The following is a 20,589-nucleotide window of genomic DNA, read 5'->3' as shown; positions in this document are numbered from 1 at the left end:
CACAGCCGAAGCTTGCGCCGCCCCGGTTCCGGTCCCGAAGCCGGGGTGCGGGTTGCTGGACCGGTAAGCAGGCGCGGGTCCGAGATTCCATGCGAGTCGATCGCGTTGTTCGGCCGTCGTTCGCGCGTTATAGCATCGACCGATGAACTTCGGAAAGATCGCTATGGCAAGCACTCTCGCGGTGGCCGCCGTCTCCGTCGCGGCACCGGCCGCGTCGGCGATCCCGACCGGTTCGGCCGGTCCTGGGGATGGCCGGGAAGTCGTGATCGTCGACAACACGCTCGAATTGAGCGATCTGAACGCGTGCTGGGCCGGCGGGTTCGCGCGCGATATCCATTTCGAGAACCGCAGCACGCGGGATTTCCTGGTGTACGCGACCGATGATTGCTCGGGGGTGCCCAGCGCGGTGGTGGCGCCGGGCACCTCGGCGACCTTCTACGGTTGGTCGGCGCGGGCGGCCGCCTAGATCGTCAGCGGCGCGGATCGGGGAAATGTCACCGGCAGGGCGGTCAGCGCACGCTGGAAAGCGCCGGGCCGCCAGGTGAGCTCTTCGGCCGGTATGGCGAGGCGTAGTTCGGGTAGCGCGTCGAGCAGTTGGTCGATCGCCTCCTGCGCCACCAGGTAGGCCACATCTTTCGCCGGGCACGTATGCGCTCCGACGCTCCAGGCCAGGTGGGCACGGTTGTCGGTGTACTCCCCGGTATCGATCGCCGGATCGTTGTTGCAGGCGGCGATGCTGATCATCACCGGCTGATGTGCGGGTAGCCAGACACCTTCGATCAGTACCGGCTGGCGGGGGAAGGACACCGCGTAGTTCGCGACCGGGGGATCGGTGAACAGCACCTCGTCGACGGCGTCGCGGGTCGACAGGCTGCCGCCGAGGACGCCGCCCGCGAATCGCTCGTCGGTGAGGATGAGACGGAGCGAATTGATGATCAGATTCTGCAGCGGTTCGATCCCCGCTCCGTAGAAGCTGTAGACGTTGTGCAGCATCTCCTCGTCGTCGAGGTTCGCCGGGTCCTGCACCATCCGGGTGACTATATCCGCGTCGGGTTGCTGCTTCTTCAGGCTCACCAGATCGGCCATGGCCTGTTCCAGCATGGCGTTGCCTTCGCTCGCGGCCGCTGACGAGCCCTCGATCATGGTGGCCATGCCGGCCGCCGCGCGTCGGCTGATCTCGGCCGGACAGCCCAGTATGTCGTTGATGAGCGCGAAGGTCAGCGGAAACGCGTACTGCCCGACGAGTTCCGCCGAACCGGCGGCACAGAACGCGTTGATGAGTGGTACGGCGATCCTTTCCACCCGGCTGTGCAGCGAGAACAGATCGACCCCACTCACCCCGGCAACGGTCGCCTGCCGGTAGCGGGCGTGCACGTACCCGGAATTCCGGACAGCCGACGGGCGCCATTCCAGCAGGGGGAGGACCGGGCAATCACGCGGGATATCGCGCTGCCAGATACGGGAATCCGCCGGGAAATGCTCGGGATCGTTGAGGATGCGCAGCGCGGTGTGATATCCGATGACGAGTGTTGCCGGGACCCCGGGAGCCAAATCGACCGGCACCAGCGCGCCGTACCGGCGGCGCATTTCGCGATAGGCGTGGTGGGGGTCCTGGGCGATCTCTTCGGCGTAGAACGGAACCCGGGGACCGTCGGTGTTCTGTGGTGAGCCGTGAATGAGCGGAAGCGTGGTGGGTTGAGCATCGGGCGGCGGCGAGATCAACTGTGTCACTCCATATGTGCAGACGGATGTGGCATCCGGGCGCGGCTCTGCCGATGCCACCGGAACGGCCGAGGCGAGGATAAACGAGGAAGACGCCTGATATGAGCCGACCGGTCGGAATTGATCAATTCGTATTCGAACTCCGGCAGGCGGTTTCGCCGTGCCGGCGGGCGATCAGGAGCAGATCCGGCAGGCGACGCTGCTATTGGTGTGGACCGCCGACCTCGCCCGGGTGCGCGGCCCGGCCGCCGCGGGTGTGAGGAATTGGCCGCGGCCTCCGAGGTGTTCGCGGTGGCCGGGCTGGTCGTGGGCTATCCCGATCCGGCGCAGAACGCCCGGGTCGAACCGCGGCTGCCGCAGGCCGCGTTGCTGCACCCGGAGACCTATCGCCCGGCGCACCCGGACGATATCGACCGCTATGAGCAGCGCATCGCGCGGTGGTACGCCGCCGCGCCGGTGGTGCGCTCAGTCGTCGTCGGTGCCGTCGTGGATCCGGAATTCGGCGGAGGTCCCGCTGATGGGTACACAATCCCCGCCGGGCTGTGCGGCATCACCGAAGTACCGGATCCGATACAGGCCGGATGGTGTGTCGGCGGATGTGCGCCAGACGATGGTGACGCGGGAACTCGACGCCGGGCCGGGCGCCCAGGCGAAGGTGGTCGTCCAGTCGCCGTCGTCGGCGATGATGCGCCAGCGCGCGCCGTCGTACCGCTGCACCATGAGATAGGTGCTGGCGCGATGGAGGTCGTTGTTGGGGTGTGCACCGGCGAATTCGACGCTCACTTGCTCGCCGGCGCGATAGGCCGGCTCCGGTTCGGTGAGTACGTCACCGAACTGCCTGCCGCCGGGCGGAAAGTCGGTGGCCGGGGTGGTTTTCGCGGGTTGGCACAGCTCCGAGAGATCCGGTGCCGCGGTTCCGGCGGGCAGAGGGCTGTCCTCGTGCAGCGCGGTCGCGAGCTGGGCGGCGATCTGTTGTAGCGCCGGTAGCTGCCAGCGGCCGAACAGGGTGCTCGCGCCCTCGTAGCGCTGTGCGGTGTACTCCTCGGGAGTTGTCACGTAATGCATGTAGGCATTGCTGTATCCGGCGATCAGGACATTGGCGAGCTCGGCGCCGAGGACGGCCGCCACCGTCCGCCGCAACCGCAAACCGGCGGTGATCGTCACCTCGCCCGGAATACCGAGCAGATACAGCTCCCCGATCTGGACGAGCTGCACGGGGAATATCTCCTGCATATACGGCTTGAACCGGTTGAGCAGTCCCCCCGGGGCGACAATCGCCTTGGGTGCCTGCGCATCTCGCAATGCGGGCGCGAACCGGTACGCCCACCGCGACAGGAAATCCCAGCCGCGATTGCGGCCTTCGTGGAAGGTTTTCCAGTCGGTCGGCCCGTCGAAACCCGCACCCGCGAACGCGGCCGCACCGCCCGCCGGCCGGCCGGTGCGGTGCTCACGGCCGTCTCCGGTGTACTGCGCGGACACGGTCACCGCGGACAGGTCGACGTGCAGGAAGCGGTAGTCGATACTGCCTGCCATACGCGGCATGTACCCCGCGGCGAGTTTCGCCGCGGCCTCGTATTGGCGCAGGCCGATGATCCGGGTGTTCTCGACCTCGTCCCCGGTCGGGCCGTGGCCGGGACTACCGGCGAGATTGGGCGACATATCACCGGCGTTGGTCTGCGCGAAGGCGGCGACGAAATCGGGGTCCGGATCCGCCAGATAGTTCACCCCCTCGACCAGGTGCTCCCAGTGGTAGGCCGCGTAGCCCTTGTTATCGCCGCTGATCAGCGTGTTCCGGTGGGTCATGGACGTGCCGTGGGTGGCGAACCAATTGATCGCGCCGACCGGTTCACCGTCGCGGTCGATGCGCAGCAGGGTCGTCTGCGGGTCGATGGCGTCCGGGAAGAATTCCTTGTCCTCCTGCGGATTGAGGTCGAATGCCGCCCGGGAGCGATTGACGCTGGCGTCGTGCAGCTCCCCGTGGACCAGGCGCAGGGTGGCCGGTCCGAGATCCTCGTGGGCCCGCTCGGCCGCTTCGACGATGCCGTCCACGATCGCGGCGAAGGTCCGCGGACGGAACCCGGTGGAGCCGTTGTACAACCGGTGATGTGAATAGCCGCCGGGCGCGCAATGGGTATGCGTCGCGGTGAGCATCACATTGGACTCGGTATAGGTGTCGCCGAATCGCCGGGCCAGGCGCCGCAACACCTCCTGGGTGATGCTGGAGAAGATCAGCGGCAGGTCGGTCACGATCAGCATGACCCGCCGGTCGACGAGCGGGTCGGCGAAAACGAACGCGCGGGCGCGCAGGCGCAGATGTATTCCGGTGGTCTTCTGCTCGGCCCGGCCGTAGCCGAGCATTCCGGCCTCGGCCGCTTCTCCGGTGATGTCGGCAATGGCACGTCCGACCAGATGGCGATCGGTCGAGTAGTTCGAGTCCGGCATCGACCTCTACATTCTGTTTTGGTGGGTTCGGTTCGCGGCAGCGGTCCGGATCTGTCGCACTGACAAACTAGCAAGGACCATGCCGGGATCGCCTGGCGCGACTAAGGTTGCGCCGGACCCGAGGAACCCGCGGGATACTCGTCGAGCGGTACGAGATCACGCGACCAGGCCGAAATAACGGGGGTGACCACCCGCCAGGCTTCTTCCGCCTCGTCCGCGCGAATCGACAACGCCGGATCGCCGAGGAGTACATCCAGCAGGAGCCGTCCGTAAGCGGGGAGGTCGGGTGGCTGGATCGGTGCGGTCAGGGTGAGCGGGACCAGCGTATCCACCGCGGCGCCTACGACGGTGAGGCCGAGCGTGAGGTTTTCCGGGTCCAGCCCGAACCGCAAGACGTTCGGTGCGGTCGTGCCGTGGTGGCCGAAGGGCATATGGGGGACCGGCCGGAAATGGACGGCGACCTCTTTGCGGTCGGCGCCGAGGGCCTTGCCGGTGCGCAGGACGAACTTCGTGCCGGCCCAGCGCCAGTTGTCGATCGCCAATTCGACTTCGGCGAAGGTTTCGGTACGCCGGTGCGGGTCGACACCGGGTTCGTCGATATAGGAAGGGACCTGGCGTTCACCGATGGTGCCGGCACTGTACCGGGCTCGGCGGGTGCGGTGCGGTATCTCGTCGTCGGTCAGGGCGCGGATCGATCGCAGCACGTCGACCTTACGATCGCGCAGATCGCGTTCGGACAGGGTGATCGGGGGTTCCATGGCGATGAGGCAGAGCAGTTGCAGGAGATGGTTCTGCACCATGTCCTCGAGCGCGCCGACGGCGTCGTAGTATCCGGCACGGTCCTCGAGGGTGAGTGTCTCGTCCCAGATGATCTCGACTTCGGCGATATGCGCGCTGTTCCACAGGGATTCGAGCACGCGGTTGGCCAGCCGGCTGCCGAGCAGGTTCTGCACGGTAGTCATGGCGAGGAAATGGTCCACCCGGAAAACGGCCTGTTCGGGGACGAAATCCGCGAGCAGCCGGTTGAGATCCTGCGCGCTGGTGAGGTCTTCGCCGAACGGTTTCTCCAGCACGATGCGGCTGCCGGGCGGGAGATGCGCGGTGTGCAACGTCTGGATCGCCGTGGGAAACAACGAGGGCGGCAGGGCCAGGTAGACGGCGACCGGCCCCGCGCCGGCGATCGTTTCGGCCACCTGGGCCGGGTCGCCGATATCGGCGCGCCGGTAGCGCGCGGAGTCGGTGATCGCTCGCCGGGAGCGGGCCGCGGTGCCCGGGGCGTGCTGCTCGAGCTGATCCTGCGCCCATTCCCGGAACCGGTCGGGGTCGCGGCCCTTCCGGTCCGCGCAGACGATCTCGAAATCCGCCCCGAGCCGTCCGCTTTCGTGGAGCGCGGCCAGACCCGGTAGGAGATACCGTCCGGCCAGGTCGCCGGTGCCGCCGAAGATGACAAGTCGCCGGATCATCGTTGCCGCCTGCACAGTCCCGCCTCTCTGCGATCGTTGGTGGTGGAACGGCTCGCCGTCACGGATCAGCGCAACCGCGCGCGTTGCCCGGCGTCGGCGAAACCCAGTTCCAGCCGCACCGGCAGCTCCCCGACCTCGAGAGCGCGGCACAGTCGTGCTACCGCCTCGTCGTGAATCCGCGTGCGCAGCCGGGGGATATCGGCGTCGGGCTCGGCGGTGACCACCAGATGGAGTTCGGGGGTCGTGCGGGGGCCCGCCAGCCACGCCTCGGCGGCACGCACCTCGCCGTAGGATTCGATATCGGCGGCCAGCGCCGACGCCGCGGTACGCGACGACAACACCGTCCGTCCGGCCGACCCGTCGGCCTCCATCCGCCACTCCACCGCTTTCGGCATCCGGAAGAACTGGGCCAGCAGCCAGCGCAGGCACAGCAGGCCCAGTATCGCGGCACCGGCGATCACGATCCAGAACACCCAGGCAGGCGGGGCCGCCGTCCCCGGAACCACGGGTGTGCCCTGGTCCACCCAGCCCAGCCATCCGGAATAGGCGGCGAGTACGAGAGCGCCCGCGGCCACCAGCGCGGCCCCGAGCAGCGCGAGCAGTGTGCGATTCAGTCTCGCCGGTCGGTTCGCATATGCCATCGGACACTCCCGTTCACATTCCGTAGTCGAATCCACACGGCGCCGGCACCCTACGAGGTGGTGCGGCCAACAGGCCGGCGGGCCGGCTGACCGACGCGGGATTCCGTTATCCCGCGCCGGGCTTGCGCTGACCCGCCGTTCACCGCGTCTGCGCGGCGAACTCGGCGGCCCGCTTTCCGCCCGACACCTTCTCCGGGCCCTTCACCCGCACTTGCACGCGCCGCGCCGGTCGCCCGAGCTCCTGGATCCGGTTGTTCAGTACGGTGCAGACCTCGTCCGCGATCTCGGCGTGCCCGCGGTGGAAGTCGGTATCGACGACCGCCCGGACCGTGCCGCGTCGCAGGGCGATGTGCGCCGAGTTCACCCCGTCCACGGTCTTCGCCGCGGTGCGTAGCAACGCCCGCAGATCGCCGGCGGGCACCCCGGCGTCCATACCGTTTCCGGATTCCACCGGCAGCATCCGGGCCCGGCCGGGCAGGACCGCCGCCAGCAGCAGCAGCGCGCCGGCGACGAGCAGCGCGACGGCGGCCACGAGGACCTGCCGGTCGCCCCAGGTGGTCGCGTGCAGTTCGCGCGCGACCGTGTCGTAGGAGAGATATTCGCGCACACCGGCCGAACGTTGCGCCAGCGAGACGATCACCGCGACGCATCCGGCCGCCACCGCCAGCGCGACCAGTACCGCGGGGACCGTGCGCCGGGATCTGCGGATCATCGCACTCTCCCCGCCGGTGCCACCTCGGCGGCCAGTTCGGTCACCGCAATATCGACCCGGGTGACGCCCAGCCCGGTCAGTTCCTCGGTGCGGCGCAACAGATGCGCACGGCAGGCGTCGGTGACCCGGCCCACCGGCTCGGGATAGCGCACCGGCAACCGGATATCGAGCGAGGTGCGGTCGCCGGAGATGTCGGCGGCGACTTCGACCGCCCCGGCGACACCGTCGACCTCGCGGGCGGCCCGGGCGGCGATCCGGCGGACCGCCCGGCCGCTGACCGTGGTCACACCCGGTAGGTCGGCGCTCACCGCGGTCATCGCCGGCTCCTGTTCCGCTGCGCCGACCGCAGCATCGCGTCCAGGTCCAGCTCACCGTCGAGCCAGCGGCCGGCCAGCAGCCCGGCGGCCGCGAACACGAGCACGATCAGGAACGCGCCGAAACCGCCGAAGGCGGCGGCGAAACCGAGCGCGAGGCCGACGGCCAGCCCTATCGATGTGGCGTTCACCGGGCACTCCTCTCCGCTGCGGCGGCCGGGCTCATTGCACCCGGCCGGTCTCGGTCTCGGCCTCGTCGTCGTCGCCGGGGATGTAGACGTCGTTGACGTTGATATTCACCTCGACGACCTCGAGCCCGGTCATCTGCTCGATCGCGGTGATCACATTGCGCCGCACCAACCGGGCGACCTCGGCGATCGCGACCCCGTACTCGACGACGATCTGCAGATCGACGGCGGCCTGCGTCTCACCCACCTCCACCGAGACACCCTGCCCGGTACTGGCCGACGCACCCGGGATCCGCTCTCGTAACGCGCCGAGCGCCCGGGCGGTGCCGCCGCCCAGATCGTGCACCCCGCGGAGCTCGCGGGCCGCCAGCCCGGCGACCTTCTCCACCACCACATCGGCGATGGTGGTGGTGCCCTGTTCGGTCACCAGCGGGTTGGCTTTGCGCGCCGTGCTCTCCGGCGCCTTGTCGGCGCCGCGGCCGCCGGTGTTGTTGCCGGCGGTGCTCTTGTCACTGGTCGGAGCGGTCATTTCTCCTCCTGATCTCGTCGGATTGCTGGACCTCACCTTGTTCGACACCGGAAGTACGCGGATGTCACGCGCCGGCGCCGAGCCGATCGGCTCCTTCCCCGGCGACCGCCGCCGCATCGAGTTCGGTGACCACGAGCCGTAGCCCGGCCTGTTCCCACCTGGTGCCGGTGAGCACCGGACGAATGGCCGCCCCCGCCCGTTCCAGCAGCGGCGGCAGTGGCAGGGCCGTGGCGACGAAGCGCACCTCGACCACCTCCGCCCCGAGATCGACGGCGTAGTACCGGGTATCCCAGGGCCAGGCGGTCTTGTCGCCCAGCAGGGGCGCGGCCGGCCGTAACCCGGGCACGCTCTCCAGCGCGCCGAGGATCCGGTCGATGATCTGCTCGTCGGCCATCACGACTCCGGTTCGATATCGAGGATGTGCACGCAGACCGCGTCCACCTGCTGTCCGGTATGTTCGCCCACTTCCCGCGCGACGTGTTCCTGGACCGCACGGCCGACCTCGGCGGCCGGTCCGTCCGCCCGGACAGCGATATCGACGTGCACGGTCAGCCCCGCACCGGTGACCCGTACGCGGACTCCTTCGGTGGGCGCCGGATCGGCCTCGGTCCAGCGCTGCCGGCCCGCGCGGGTGAGTACCGCCAGCAGGCCGCGCACTCCCGGTTCCAGCCGGGCCACACCCGGCGTCGCTTCGGCGGCGCGGGCGGCGACCGCGGCGATCACCGGCGGGGCCACGATCATCGACACCTTGTCAGCGGTCATTTCGGGTCCTCCGATCCGCCGGGCCCGGCCGCGGGTGTCTCGTCGTAGAAATCACCCACGTGCACATCGAGCCGGCGCAGTGTCGTACCGATGTGGTCGGGCAGCGCCGCGGCGACCCTGGCCCGCACGGCAGGCAGCACATCGTCCAATGTCACCGACCCGAACCGCACCGCGATCGTCAGTTCCACATCCAGGGGTCCCGGTACACCGGACTCGGCCGGAAGCTGACGCACCCGGCAATTCCGCGCCCGGACGCCGGCCACGGAATCGGCGGCATAACGCACGATCGCCGCCACCGCCTGCTCGCTCACCTGGATTTCGCCGGCGTGCGGGGTCGCCAGATCGAGCATGCGGCCCCGCCGCGCGTCGGCGCGGACCGCGGACATGATGCGGCCGAACAGGTCCGGTGGGGGCTCGTCGGGTTCGTCGATCAGTTCCCGGGTCGCGGCCCGCAACGCCAGCAGGCTTTCCCGCGCAGCCCGGCAGTGCGGGCAGGCGGGATCGTGGGTATCGGCGAGCCCGGTGTCGTCCTCGTCGAGCCGCTGCCACACCTGTTCCAGGTCCCGCCCGCACGGCAGGAGGTGGTCGCGTTCGGTCGTGTCGTTCACCGCCATGGCTTCATCACCTCGGACAATTGGGCGCGCGCCCGCGCGATACGGCCCCGGACAGCGGTGGCGCTCACCCCGATGATCGACGCGATCTCCTCGTAGGCGAGCCCGTCCACTTCCCGTAACAGCCAGCATGCGCGCTGTTCGGGGGTCAGTTCCTGCAGTGCCGAGTTCAAGGCCGCGAGTTGCGTGCTCACCTGCACCGCATGCTCGGGCTGGGTGTCCGCGCGCGCCGATTCGGTGGTACCGGGGTCGAGTTCGGTATGTGGCCGCCGGGAGCGGATCACGTTGAGACAACGGTTGGTCGTCATCCGGTACATCCAGCCGACGAACGCGCCGTCGTCGGTGAGCTGGAACAGGCGCCGCCACGCGTGCAGGAAAACCTCCTGCACCACGTCCTCGGCCTCGCCACGATCGGCCAGCATCTTCGACGCCAGCCGGAACATCCGGGCCTGGTAGCGCACCACCAGCACCTCGTAGGCGCGCACATCACCGTCGCGCGCCCGGCTCACCAGGGTGGCGTCGTCGGGCCCGGCTTCCGGTGCCGAGTCGATCGTGGTCATCTCACCTCCTCCGCTCACCCGTAGGACACCGCGGCCGGGGGATCGTCACGCCGGTTGCCGAAGAATTCTGTGCCACGGCCCGGACCAGGGCGGATACCTCATGTGACCGTTGTCACCGGGAATGCCCCGTGCGCTTCACCGAGCGATCGGGTCGTTATGACCGAGCGCTCCTCCACAACGGAACGACACGGAAGGTTTTTCCCATGGATCCCCGTAGTGTCCCGAGACCCGAACAGCCGGCGATCCGGCGTACCCGGACCGTCCGGATAGCCGGAATGGAATGGGTGACCGCACTGCTGGCCCTGGCCATGTGCTTGCTGTTCGCCACGGGAATCGCGCTGCTGACCCGCTCGACGGCGGCCACGCTCGTCGGCACGGCCGGTATCGCCGTGGGCCTGGCGGCGGTGTCGAGAATTCTGCGCACGGGACGATAACGGTCCCGCCGCCGCGGACGGACAAGGTCGCTGACATCGTCACTCCTCGCGTCGGTCGAACACGGCACGGCCCGTTCGGACGGACGCGACGAACGCTACGGCCGCGGGCGCGGCCCGGCCTCACACGTTGCGGATGAATTCCGGTGCACACATCGCCGAGGAACCGCGGCCGAACGCCGGTACCGGACGCGTCGGGTGTGGCGCCGACCGCCCGCGGTGGCCGGGCCGAACAGATGCGCCGCCGGCGGCAGGACCGATCAGGCGCCGGCGTCGGCGAGCCATACGGTGTCGATCGCACCGCCGTGCTCGTCGCAGGCCGCCGCGGCGGCCTGCAGGATCAGGGCGGCGGCCGCCGCGCCCGGGTCGAGAACACCGCGCGCCACCTCGCCGACATAGCTGGCCCGGCCGCGTTTGGCCACCAGCGAGACGGTGCCCGCCGCGCCCGCCACCGCCGCGGCGGCCGTGGCGGCGAGTGCTTCGGCGGGCGAGCCGGTGGTGCGTGCGGCGAGGGTTTCCGCCGCCGGGGCGAGCGCGTCGACCATGGTCTTGTGCCCGACCTGGGCATTGCCGTACCGCTGCACCGTGGCCACCCCGGCGCTCAGGCCCTGCGAGAACTCGGCCAGAGTCGGTTCGGAACCAGCTGCGCAGCGGGCGAGTTCGCGGAAGAACATGCCGAACAATGGTCCGCTGGTGCCGCCGGTACCGAGGAATCCGCGCGATACCGCGGTCAGCCACGCCGTGTACGACTCGGGTGTTTCGGCCTCGATATTCGCCCGGGCGCGGCGCAGGGCGGCGGCGATATTGGCCCCGAAATCGCCGTCACCGGCGCGACGGTCCAGGTCGGCGAGGGCTTCGGTGCGGTCGAGGAAGGCATCGAACATCGTCTCCACCCAGCGCTGGCCGAATCCCGCGGGGAGTGCCTCGTTCGTCATGGTCGGGCTCCTTCACCAGGTGAGGGCGGGGGTGCGCACGGGTGCGTCCCACAGCGGCAGCAGATCGGCATCGGCGGGCAACAGGGTGAGCGAGACCCCGACCATATCGAGCGAGGTGACATAGCTGCCGGCCAGCGAGCGGGCGACGGTGATCCCGCGTCCGCCGAGTTGCCGGTGCACGGCGCGCGCCGCGATGGACAGTTCGATCGGGTATGCCCCGCCGAGTCCGTTGACGAGCGCGATCACCGCTGCGCCACGGCTGAGCCCGAGCTCCGCGACCAGCGGATCGACCAGCAGCGAGACCAGCGCATCGGCGTCGGCGAACGGCACCCGGCCGGTACCGCGCTCACCGTGGATGCCCACACCCAGTTCCACCTCGCCGGCGTCGAGGGTGAACGCCGGAGCGGTGTCACCGGGATGGGTGCCCGCGCTCAGCGCGAACGCGAGACTGCGGGCGTTGCGTGCGACGCGGCGGCCGAACTCCGCGACCGCGGGCAGATCCGCACCGGCTTCGGCGCTCGCGCCGCAGATCTTCTCGACGGCCAGCACGGCGGCGGTGCCGCGGCGGCCCGGTCCGTCCGGATCGGCGCTCTGGGTGGCCAGATCATCGTCCACCAGCACCATTTCGGTGGCGACGGCATTGTCGTCACCGGCCAGTTCGCCGGCGATCCGGAAGTTGATGACATCACCGGTGTAGTTCTTCACGATCTGCACCACGCCCCGCCCCGAATCGGCGGCCACGGTGCCCTCGTGTACCTGCAGCGCCGTCGGACTGGCGAACACCGCGCCGGGTACGGCCACGTCGAGCATGCCGGTGCCGACGAAACCGGCGTGCAGCGGTTCGTGCCCGGATCCGCCGCCGGAGACGAGGCCGACCTTGTCGCGCGCCGGGGTGGCCCGGGTGACGATACCGCGTTCCCGGTCGTAGGCGATGAGCGTGGGATGAGTGAGGGCGAGCCCTTCGAGCGCCTCCTCGGGCGCGTTCTCCGGCTGATTGCGAATCTGTCGGCGCACGCGGTCGTTCTCCTTCGATCGACTGTCGCCCGATACTAGGTCAGCTCGTACCGCGCGGTCCGCCCGCGGCGACGTCGATCACGACGTTGCCGATCTTCGTCCCCGTTTCCACGTAGCGGTACGCTTCGGCGATCCGGTCCAGCGGGTAGTGGCGGTCGATCACCGGGCGGAACTGCCCGTTCTCCAGGAGTCCGGCGATCCGGAGCACGATGCCGCGCCCCTCGAGGGGTGCCGGGAACACCACCTTCGGGCCCGAGCGCCGCCTCGTCCACAACGCGAGGAAGAGATTCTGGCACCAGGGCCCGAGTTCGCTGGAGGCATAGATACCGCCGGGGCGCAGCAGCGGGCGGCACCGGCGGAAGGTGCTCTTGCCGACAGCGTCGAGTACGGCGTCGTAGTCGCCCGCCGACTCGGTGAAATCCGTTGTGGTGTAGTCGATCACCCGGTCGGCGCCCAGCCCGCGCACCAGGTCGAGGTGGTCGCCGCCGCAGACCGCGGTGACCTCGACACCGCTACTCTTCAGGATCTGCACGGCCGCTGATCCGATGCCGCCGGTCGCACCGTTCACCAGGACGCGCTCGGCATCGGCCAATTGCGCGCGTTCGACGAACGAGAGCGCGTAGTGGGCGCCCTCGGTGGCTGCCGCCGCCACAGGGTAGGTCACGCCGGCGGGTATCCGGGCCACCCCGGAATCGGCGGCGACCGCGATGTACTGCGCGTGTGCCCCGAACTTCCCCTCGCAGTACCCGAACACCCGGTCGTCGACGGCGAACTCGCTCACCTCGCTCCCGGTGGCGACGACGCGTCCGGCGAACTCGGTGCCCCAGACGGAATGGCGCGGTGTGCGCAGCCCGGTCAGCAGCCGCATGAACAGCGGGCGCGCGGCCCGGTAGGCGCAGTCCGTGCGGTTCACCGTCGTCGCGTGCACCTCGACGAGTAGATCGCCGGAGCCGATCTCGGGTATCGGGTGGTTGTTGCTGATCTCGACGACTTCCGGGCCGCCGTAACGCGTGCAGACAGCGGCCGTCATTGTGCCGTTCATAGCGGAATCGATAACCCCTCGATCGGATCCCCCCAACACAGAGCAGTCCCCGGTAGTCTCCATCGGAATCCCGGACCTCAGTCGTCGCTGACTGTTCGGGTTTCCGACCGGCTTGCCGGGGGCCTGGCCGGACCGCCGAGGAGTTCGACTGCCGTTCTCCGGACGTCTCCGTCGAACGCGCCGCACCCTCCGTTGGTTCCGGTGTATCTCCAGTCTCCTCCGGATCCGCCGTCAGTCAAGTACTGATCCGCAGGTTGTGCGGCATTTTCAGGTGAACATCCCGTGCAGGACGAGTTCGGCACAGGTGACGATCCGCGACCTCCCGTTGCCCCGGCGTGCTCTGTCCACGCCGCCGGGCTCGACAGCCGCAGACGGAGAAACCGGCCGCCGACCAGGTTCGAATTCCCATCGCTGAGGGGCCGGTGGGAATTCGGTCAGTATTGTTCGATCGACAACCAGGGGAAAGTTGTGTCGGTCGACCGTACGGCGAGGTGGGATCGCGCCGCGCGACACCACTCGGCCGAGCACGGCGGTGCGCTCGACATCCTGGCCGGTGCCGGCACGACCAGGAAACAGCGGTATCAGTACAGGAAGTGTTGATATGAACCGTGTTTCGTGCGATGGCGCGACGATGCGGAGTTCGGCAGCCGGATCGAACGAAACCGGTGCGGGCCATGGCGTTGCGCCGCGTTGTCCGCATGGGTGGAAACGCCGCCGATTCAGCTCTGGCCGGAGAGCGGCTTCGTGTCGATAGTCAGCAGCCTGGGGGCGATTCAGCGGGCGGCCCGGCGTCTGGTCGGTGCGACCGACGACGTCGGGGAGGGACTGTCGGATTCCCTACGCGCCGTCGCGGCCGGGGGGCGCGACGGGGCCGATACGTTCACGCACGCCGACGATCGGGCGCGTTTCGAGCAGGATCCGGTAACGGTTGGAACCCGGCCGACGCGAGTCCGGCGCGCATGGCGATCCTCGACTTCACCCGAGAGTTCACGCTTCGGAATCAGCTACGTGAGCTGGAGCGACGACGATGGACGCTCGCGCAGCGGTTGGAGGAGCGCCCGGGGTCGCGGAGGCTCAGGTCGCGGCTCGAGCGGGCCGAGCGGGAACATTCGGACCTCACGAATGAATTGAACGGCATCAATGCCCGTCGGGAGGCCGAGGGCCGGGATCCCTGGGTGCCGAACCACAGTGAACGCGACATCGCGGAACTACGAGTGGCGCAGAACAGGGTGCACGAGGGGAGGCGCGACCTGGAGGAGCTGAGGACACGGCGGGAAGAACTCAGGACGCGACGGGACGAGCTGCGCAGACAACGGCAAAGGGAGTGGGACGACACCCCGCCGGCTCGCGCCGATGACCCGAGCGGTGTGCCGGCCCAGCCGCGCTGGCATGTCCTGGAAAGCCGATACAGCGACGCGGAAGCGAGGGTGCTGCCGGATCTGTCCGGGGCGCGGAGCAACGCCCATTGGATGGCGGGAGAGCTGGCGACCGAACGGCAACGGGTGGAGCGAGAGATCCGAGGGCTGGAGAGCGACGTCAGGAAAGAACAGGAACGCCTGGACAAGGCGCGGGAACGGGCGCACGCCCAGGCGGTGGTGGAAGAGCGGGCACGCGTGGAAAGAGAGGCGGCACGCCTCGAGGAGGAGCGACAGCGGCGCCTGGACGAGGAGGCGCGGGAACAGGCACGCGTGGAGCGGGAGCGGCAGGAACGCCTGGCCAGAGAGGCCGAGGAACAGGCCCGCCTGGCCAGGGAGACGGACGGGGCGAGTAGGCGGGAAGGGCGGGACGAAGTCTTGGTCGTGCACGAGCCGGGCCTTCCCGACCGCCACCGTGGCGGTGCTGATCCGGATGCCGGGAGGCGTGGAAGTGAGCCGGTTGCCGGGAGGCGTGACGGCGAGCCGGATTCCGGCAGGCGTCGGGACGACCGGGATTCCGGGAGGGGTTCGGATTCTCGTAGTGGTTCCGGTGTCGGATCGGGTTCCGGTGCGGGTTCTGGGTCGGGAGTGGGTTCCGGCTCCGGCTCGGGGGCAGGATCTGGTGCGGGGGCAGGATCTGGGTCGGCGGCAGGATCTGGGTCGGGGTCGGCAGCGGGTAGTGGCTCGGGCTCTGGTCGGAACGTCGGCGCCATTGCCGTCGGCGTCGGCGTAGGCGCCGTCGCCGTGGGAGCGGGTGTCTACGCCGTCGATGCTCTTTCGGACTCGGACTCGGACCCGAGTGCGAGTCCGGGACCGGAGGGTACGGGCCCGGGCGCGGAAGACACGAGCCCGGGTGTGGAGGGTAACGGCTCGGATTCGAGTGCGGACTCAGCGGAATCGAATGCGGAGTCAGCGGGTTCGGGTGCGGACTCGGCGTCGAGTGCGGATTCGGGTTCGGGATCTGGTTCGCAGGTTGCTGCGGCGGCTACGGATACGCGGGCTGCTGCGGCACCGAGTTCCCAAGCCGGGGCCTCGCATTCCGGTTCACGGGCTGCTGTGGCCGACCCGGGTTCCGCTGGACTCGCTGCCACCGGTTCTACCGCTAACGATTCCGGACTCGGTTCCGACGGGGGTGGTACTTCGGACAGCGACTCGGCGGACAACTCGGCGGCGGAGATCCCTCGTGCGCCCGGCAACGCGCAGCCACAGGGCAGCATGGGGACGGGCGCGATAACCGCGCTTCCGGCTGCCGGGGGGCAACAATTCGATCCTTCCAGTCTCCTGATACCCATGATGCTGGCGAATAGCCAGGATCCCGGACTCACCGATACCGACGCCGATGGAGACCGGGAAATCGACCGCGACCGCTACGAGGATCCCGGCCCGCAGCGGGGAGTTCCACCTGCCGCCCAGCAGCCCACTCCGCGGATCGTGACCCCACCGCCGGCCCAGCCATCACCGGGCGAGGTAGCGGCGGGCCCCGGGCCGCAGGATGATGGGAAGGCACCGCGGGCGATGGCTCCGGCGGGCCAGAAGGCGCGAGACGAGGACGGACGTGTTCCGTACACCCATACCGCGGACAGCGTCACCGAGCGGGTCTGGCCGAGTGTCGCCCACGCTTATGAAACGGCATACAGCAACAAGGGCGGTACCGACGGCAAAGCCGCCTACGCCGGTACGGAGGCCGAGTGGCTCGACGCGCAGGCCTTGGCACCGGTCGACCCGAACGAGCTGGCCAGCGGCGATCTCATCACCTTCGACAACGGCTCGGCGGTGCTACGTGTCCAGCGGAAGGACGGCGATCCGGAGGGTGGCATCGTCGATGCCATCATCAAGGGAGAGTTGACGCCGGTCGCGAATGTGATGGCCGCCGACATCGGTGAACTCGGTGCGTTCGCCGGCTTCCGACGTCCGCCCGGTGTCGAACCGCCCGCGCCGGTGGAGGGAAGCACCGGTGGTGCCGGCCCTGAGGCACCAGGTGACGAGTCCGGCGGCGGGGTCGACTCGGGGCAGTAGGGTCCGGGATCCACGCAGCCGAGAGCGCGGCGCGGCGTGGGGGCGTTGCGCCGCGCGCACCGGCACGGCGGTTCCCCGCCGACGCGCAAGCCCGGTGGGAGCGATTCCATCCTTTTGCGGGATTCGCCGACAACGTGTGTGGCGCGGGCCGCGAGCGCGCGACAAGACGGCAATGTTCCCAGACCTGAAGAGCCGCAACGGCAACGCCGGTCGGCGTGAGTTCGAGAAAGCTCTGGACCACAGGCCGGCCCGGGTATCTGCGGGGCGGGTTCTCATGCGCAATCATCAAGCAGCGAAGGGTATTTCGGTATTGGACTCTTCTGGATATGCCATCATCCATGATCGATCGCCACTTCGAACACACAGATAGGACGAACACAATGAAATTCGCCAAAATCGCCGCAACGGCGTTGCTTTCCACCGCGGCCGTCGGTGTGATGGCCGGTACGGCACACGGTGAGGCGAATATGGCGCACCCGGTAGCCGGGAAAGTGGACGGGAATGTGGGGTACTCGATGGCGTGGTCGTCCGACCGCTCCAGCGCGACCACCACCTTGACGTCGGGCAACTTCGAGGTTACGGCGGATTCGGTCGAGGTTGTCGCGGCCGACGGCACAGTGCTGGAAGAGGTACCGCTGGTTTACCAGGTCGCGGGTCAGCAGGTTCGTCTCGGTGCGCGAGTGGACGCGGCCGGAACCTCCCTGACCATCGACCGCCCCGCAGCCGCCGTGAACGATACGCCGCTGCAGGATATCGCCAGTAACGACACGCTCATCCTGGGTGCGGCCGTCGGCTGTGGGATCGGTGCCCTGGTCGGGCTCATCTTCCTGGTGTTGGGTGCCCTGCCCGGCTGCCTGATCGGTGCCATTGTCAACGGCGGCCTGGTGATGAACGGCCAGGGGATCCTGCCGCCTCGGTAATCGAGCGCTGCGGGCGATAACGTCCGCAGCCGATGAACCCGGTGGTGCCGAGCGAAGGTGTGTAGCGTTCGTATCTCGGCACGGCGATGCCCTCGCCGACTCGTGTCGGCGAGGGCCCTCGGATCGAAGGCCGTGGCCGTCCAGGCCGATGTCTCCGACGTCCAGGCCCTCGAACGTCTCTTCGGGGAGTCCATCGACGCCTACGGGAAAATCGATATCGTCGTCGCCAACGCGGGCGTCGAACTGATCGATCAACCCCTCGCCGACGTGACAGAGGAGCAGTTCGACCGCCTGTTCTCGATCAACACCAAAGGCGCGTTCTTCACCCTGCAGAAGGCCGCGAAGCATATCGAGGACAACGGACGGATCATCTACATCGGCTCCAGCACCACCTGCCTGCCGATCCCCGGTGCCGGCCTGTACGGCTTCAGCAAGATGGCCGCCCGATACACCGTCGAGGTGCTCGCCCAGGAAGTCGGAAAGCGGTAGCGCGTTTCCGGCACTGTTACGTGCCTTCCCGAACCTCGCTCAGGCCGGCCCGCGGTATCGCGTGAAGGGTCTGGCATTGCACGGGCTCCACGCAACTACCCGTCGCCCTGGATCACTCGCGCTGAGCGCCCGGTGCCGATAGCACGGCCGGGTCCGACGGCTCAGAGGCGCCGCATCACCGAGACGACCTTGCCGAGCACCACCGCGTGGTCACCGTCGATGACCTCGTAGGCGGGGTTGCGCGGCTCCAGCAGGACACGCCCGTTGCGGCGGCGGTACACCTTCACCGTCGCCTCGCCGTCCAGCATGGCGGCGACGATCTCGCCCGACTGGGCATCGGGCTGCTGCCGGACCACCACGATATCGCCGTCGCAGATGGCGGCCTCGGTCATCGAATCACCGCGCACCCGCAGGCCGAACAAGGTGCCGCGGCCGATGAGCTCGCGGGGCAGCGTGAGGACGTCACCGGTGTTCTCCTCGGCGAGGATGGGACTGCCGGCCGCGATATCACCGACCACCGGCACCGCGACCGCATCGGTCTCGCTCTCCCGTGATCCGGCTGCGTGCAGGAACCGCCGGACGTCCATCGGGCGGGTGACGCTGTCGCCACGGCGCAGAAATCCCCGCTCTTCCAGGCTTTTCAGATGTTTGGACACCGTGGAGGACGAGCGCAACCCCACCGCGTCGCCGATCTGCCGCGTGCTCGGCGAATATCCGTGGTGAACCACCCAGTCCTGGATGACGGCCAGGATGCGCCGTTGCCGGGGCGGCAGGGTCGAGGTGTCGAGGTGGTCGTAATCGGTCACCTGGGAATCCTATGGCTGCCCGCGCGGAGGCCGTATGGGGGCGGTGATTCAGTAGATCCGCAGGCCCTCGACGTAGATTTTGCCGCCGACCGACATCGGTCTCGACTCACTGGGGATTTTCCAGAGCAAACCGTCATCACTCCACACTTCGAGCGAGTATCTCTCGCCCGGCGTGGTGGCGACCGCGATCCGGCTCCCGTCGGTGCCGAGTGGGGTGCTGTCCGTCAGGTGGTTGGGAATCACGTATTCACCGGTGTAGGCGTCCACAAAACCGTCGGCGGCGAGTCCGGGTCACGGGGCCCGTCTTCGGCTGCCGCCGGGTTGACCACTGTGTCCGCGTAACGGTCGGTGGGTTCGGCCGGTGGTTCCAGGTGCGATTCGGTCGGTGTGAGAGCCCGGCCGAGAGCGGTCGCGAATTCTTCGGTGGTGGCGAAGCGATGCTCCGGAGTCTTCGCCATAGCCCGCCCGAACACCGCATCGACGGACGGCGCGAGCTCGGACCGCCGCTCTCGCGCGCTGGGTACCGGCTGCTGTGCATGAGCCAGGATCACCGCGGCCTGGTTGGGGCCGGTGAACGGCTGTGTGCCGGTGAGGAGGTGAAAAGCGGTGGCAGCCAGCGAGTATTGGTCGGATCGGGGATCGAGTGAAAGCCCCTGCATCTGTTCCGGAGAGGCGTAGGCGACAGTGCCGACGGCCCCGCCGGTTCCGGTGAGATCGGAGGTTTCCAGGCCCATGCGGGCGATCCCGAAGTCGGTCAGTAGGTAGTGGCCGGTGCCGGCGAGCAGAATATTCGCGGGTTTCACATCGCGGTGGATCAACCCGCGCGCCCCCGCATAGTCGAGCGCGTGGGCTACCTCCGTGATCGCCCGCACCACATCGGCGACGGGTAATCCATCTGGCGCGGTGGTGAGCAATGCCGACAGATCGGTGCCGTCGATCAGCTCCAATGCGATCCACAGCCGGCCCTCGAACTCGCCGCGGTCGTGAACGCTGACGATTCCGGGATGCGACAGCGAGGCGGCGAGATCGGCCTCGCGTTCGAAGCGCCGCCGGTACGAGTCGTCACCGGTGAACTGCGCGGCGAGCACCTTGACCGCGTCGGAACGAGGAAGCCGGGGATGCCGGGCGACGTAGACCTCCCCCATGCCACCGGCACCGAGCAGGCGTTCGATTGTGTACCCGGCGAACATCGAACCCGGTTTCAATGTGGCCAACGTGCGGCACCTCCCCGTGCGCGATATCGAATTCGATCACAGCGCATACCGCTCGGGTCGGCAAACCCACAATCCGGATCCCGGCGCTGCCGGACAGCTCCGGATCGTGAGGGGTTCATGTCGAAAACGTCCACCGGGCGGGAGACCGAGAAATCGATCGTACCGACGAACAGACGCTCAGTGCGGGCGGTTCGGTCCCGAAACGGTTGCTGCCCTGGCCGTTTCGTGGACGACCAGGGCAGCAACAGGATTTCGGACGCCGTCGCCCGCACCCCGCGGGGTGGAGGCGCCCCCGCGCGGGTAAAACCCCCCCGGCCGCGCAGGCGTCGAAGATTCCCGACCACACGTACGCCTGCTGGCCCT

The 20,589-nt window shown here is 68.7% G+C and carries 21 protein-coding genes and 1 pseudogene; 5 read left to right on the top strand and 17 right to left on the bottom strand.

Going from position 1 to position 20,589, the window contains the following annotated elements; genetic code table 11:
• Nucleotides 1-142: 142 nt before the first annotated feature.
• Complete coding sequence (locus tag QH276_RS29650) at nt 143-466, top strand: hypothetical protein (RefSeq protein WP_280399972.1); 324 nt, start codon at nt 143-145, stop codon at nt 464-466.
• On the opposite strand, the gene QH276_RS29645 is transcribed toward QH276_RS29650, so the two are convergent.
• The 12 genes from QH276_RS29645 to QH276_RS29590 form a co-directional block, all read right to left on the bottom strand.
• Complete coding sequence (locus QH276_RS29645; RefSeq protein ID WP_280399977.1) at nt 463-1,722, bottom strand: cytochrome P450; 1,260 nt, start codon at nt 1,720-1,722, stop codon at nt 463-465. The genes QH276_RS29650 and QH276_RS29645 overlap by 4 nt on opposite strands.
• 465 nt (nt 1,723-2,187) lie before the next feature.
• A complete protein-coding gene (locus QH276_RS29640) occupies nt 2,188-4,164 on the bottom strand; it encodes a neutral/alkaline ceramidase (RefSeq protein ID WP_280399971.1) in 1,977 nt (658 codons plus the stop codon).
• A 101-nt stretch (nt 4,165-4,265) separates the two neighbouring features.
• On the bottom strand, nt 4,266-5,627 hold the full coding sequence (locus QH276_RS29635) for a glucose-6-phosphate dehydrogenase (RefSeq protein ID WP_280399970.1): 1,362 nt from the start codon (nt 5,625-5,627) through the stop codon (nt 4,266-4,268).
• A 65-nt stretch (nt 5,628-5,692) separates the two neighbouring features.
• Entirely contained in the window at nt 5,693-6,268 is a 576-nt protein-coding gene (locus QH276_RS29630) for an alkaline shock response membrane anchor protein AmaP (RefSeq protein WP_280399969.1), read from the bottom strand.
• A gap of 139 nt (nt 6,269-6,407) precedes the next feature.
• Nucleotides 6,408-6,980 carry a DUF6286 domain-containing protein gene (locus tag QH276_RS29625; RefSeq protein ID WP_280399968.1) on the bottom strand — a complete coding sequence of 191 codons (573 nt, stop codon included), beginning with the start codon at nt 6,978-6,980 and terminating at the stop codon, nt 6,408-6,410.
• Nucleotides 6,977-7,297, bottom strand: a complete 321-nt coding sequence (locus QH276_RS29620; RefSeq protein WP_280399967.1) for an Asp23/Gls24 family envelope stress response protein — start codon at nt 7,295-7,297, stop codon at nt 6,977-6,979. Before QH276_RS29620 ends, QH276_RS29625 begins: the two co-directional genes overlap by 4 nt.
• A complete protein-coding gene (locus QH276_RS29615; protein WP_280399966.1) occupies nt 7,294-7,485 on the bottom strand; it encodes a hypothetical protein in 192 nt (63 codons plus the stop codon). Before QH276_RS29615 ends, QH276_RS29620 begins: the two co-directional genes overlap by 4 nt.
• Before the next feature lie 31 nt (nt 7,486-7,516).
• A complete protein-coding gene (locus QH276_RS29610; RefSeq protein ID WP_280399965.1) occupies nt 7,517-8,011 on the bottom strand; it encodes an Asp23/Gls24 family envelope stress response protein in 495 nt (164 codons plus the stop codon).
• A 64-nt stretch (nt 8,012-8,075) separates the two neighbouring features.
• Nucleotides 8,076-8,405, bottom strand: coding sequence for a hypothetical protein (locus QH276_RS29605; RefSeq protein WP_280399964.1), 330 nt, complete (start codon nt 8,403-8,405; stop codon nt 8,076-8,078).
• The gene (locus QH276_RS29600; protein ID WP_280399963.1) at nt 8,405-8,773 is read right to left on the bottom strand and encodes an Asp23/Gls24 family envelope stress response protein; all 369 of its coding nucleotides are present in this window, start codon (nt 8,771-8,773) and stop codon (nt 8,405-8,407) included. The genes QH276_RS29605 and QH276_RS29600 overlap by 1 nt, the downstream gene beginning before the upstream one ends.
• Nucleotides 8,770-9,387, bottom strand: coding sequence for an Asp23/Gls24 family envelope stress response protein (locus QH276_RS29595; protein WP_280399962.1), 618 nt, complete (start codon nt 9,385-9,387; stop codon nt 8,770-8,772). The genes QH276_RS29600 and QH276_RS29595 overlap by 4 nt, the downstream gene beginning before the upstream one ends.
• On the bottom strand, nt 9,378-9,944 hold the full coding sequence (locus QH276_RS29590) for an RNA polymerase sigma factor (RefSeq protein ID WP_280399961.1): 567 nt from the start codon (nt 9,942-9,944) through the stop codon (nt 9,378-9,380). The genes QH276_RS29595 and QH276_RS29590 overlap by 10 nt, the downstream gene beginning before the upstream one ends.
• A 203-nt stretch (nt 9,945-10,147) precedes the next feature.
• Here QH276_RS29590 and QH276_RS29585 point away from each other — a divergent pair, with 203 nt between their 5' ends.
• The gene (locus QH276_RS29585) at nt 10,148-10,378 is read left to right on the top strand and encodes a hypothetical protein (RefSeq protein WP_280399960.1); all 231 of its coding nucleotides are present in this window, start codon (nt 10,148-10,150) and stop codon (nt 10,376-10,378) included.
• A 257-nt stretch (nt 10,379-10,635) separates the two neighbouring features.
• On the opposite strand, the pseudogene dhaL reads toward QH276_RS29585, so the two are convergent.
• Nucleotides 10,636-12,324: pseudogene (gene dhaL / locus QH276_RS35625) on the bottom strand (dihydroxyacetone kinase subunit DhaL).
• A gap of 40 nt (nt 12,325-12,364) precedes the next feature.
• The gene (locus tag QH276_RS29570; protein WP_280399957.1) at nt 12,365-13,366 is read right to left on the bottom strand and encodes an NAD(P)-dependent alcohol dehydrogenase; all 1,002 of its coding nucleotides are present in this window, start codon (nt 13,364-13,366) and stop codon (nt 12,365-12,367) included.
• A 2,705-nt stretch (nt 13,367-16,071) separates the two neighbouring features.
• On the opposite strand from QH276_RS29570, the gene QH276_RS29565 reads away from it, so the two are divergent.
• From QH276_RS29565 to QH276_RS29555, 3 genes are all read left to right on the top strand, one after another.
• A complete protein-coding gene (locus QH276_RS29565) occupies nt 16,072-16,797 on the top strand; it encodes a hypothetical protein (protein ID WP_280399956.1) in 726 nt (241 codons plus the stop codon).
• Between the two features lie 380 nt (nt 16,798-17,177).
• Nucleotides 17,178-17,717, top strand: a complete 540-nt coding sequence (locus QH276_RS29560) for a hypothetical protein (RefSeq protein WP_280399955.1) — start codon at nt 17,178-17,180, stop codon at nt 17,715-17,717.
• Nucleotides 17,718-17,774: 57 nt separating this feature from the next.
• Nucleotides 17,775-18,206 (top strand): SDR family NAD(P)-dependent oxidoreductase, encoded by a 432-nt coding sequence (locus QH276_RS29555; protein ID WP_280399954.1) that lies wholly within the window; start codon nt 17,775-17,777, stop codon nt 18,204-18,206.
• 161 nt (nt 18,207-18,367) lie between these two features.
• On the opposite strand, the gene lexA is transcribed toward QH276_RS29555, so the two are convergent.
• The 3 genes from lexA to QH276_RS29540 are packed head-to-tail and all read right to left on the bottom strand — an operon-like array spanning nt 18,368 to nt 20,226.
• Nucleotides 18,368-19,012 carry a transcriptional repressor LexA gene (lexA, locus tag QH276_RS29550; RefSeq protein ID WP_280399953.1) on the bottom strand — a complete coding sequence of 215 codons (645 nt, stop codon included), beginning with the start codon at nt 19,010-19,012 and terminating at the stop codon, nt 18,368-18,370.
• Between the two features lie 48 nt (nt 19,013-19,060).
• Entirely contained in the window at nt 19,061-19,279 is a 219-nt protein-coding gene (locus tag QH276_RS29545; RefSeq protein ID WP_280399952.1) for a hypothetical protein, read from the bottom strand.
• Nucleotides 19,252-20,226, bottom strand: coding sequence for a serine/threonine-protein kinase (locus QH276_RS29540; protein ID WP_280399951.1), 975 nt, complete (start codon nt 20,224-20,226; stop codon nt 19,252-19,254). Before QH276_RS29540 ends, QH276_RS29545 begins: the two co-directional genes overlap by 28 nt.
• Nucleotides 20,227-20,589: the final 363 nt, after the last annotated feature.

This window comes from Nocardia carnea (assembly GCF_029869215.1).
GTDB lineage: Bacteria > Actinomycetota > Actinomycetes > Mycobacteriales > Mycobacteriaceae > Nocardia > Nocardia carnea_B.
The sequence above is the reverse complement of the archived record's forward strand: the minus strand, read 5'-3'. Positions and strand labels throughout refer to the sequence as shown.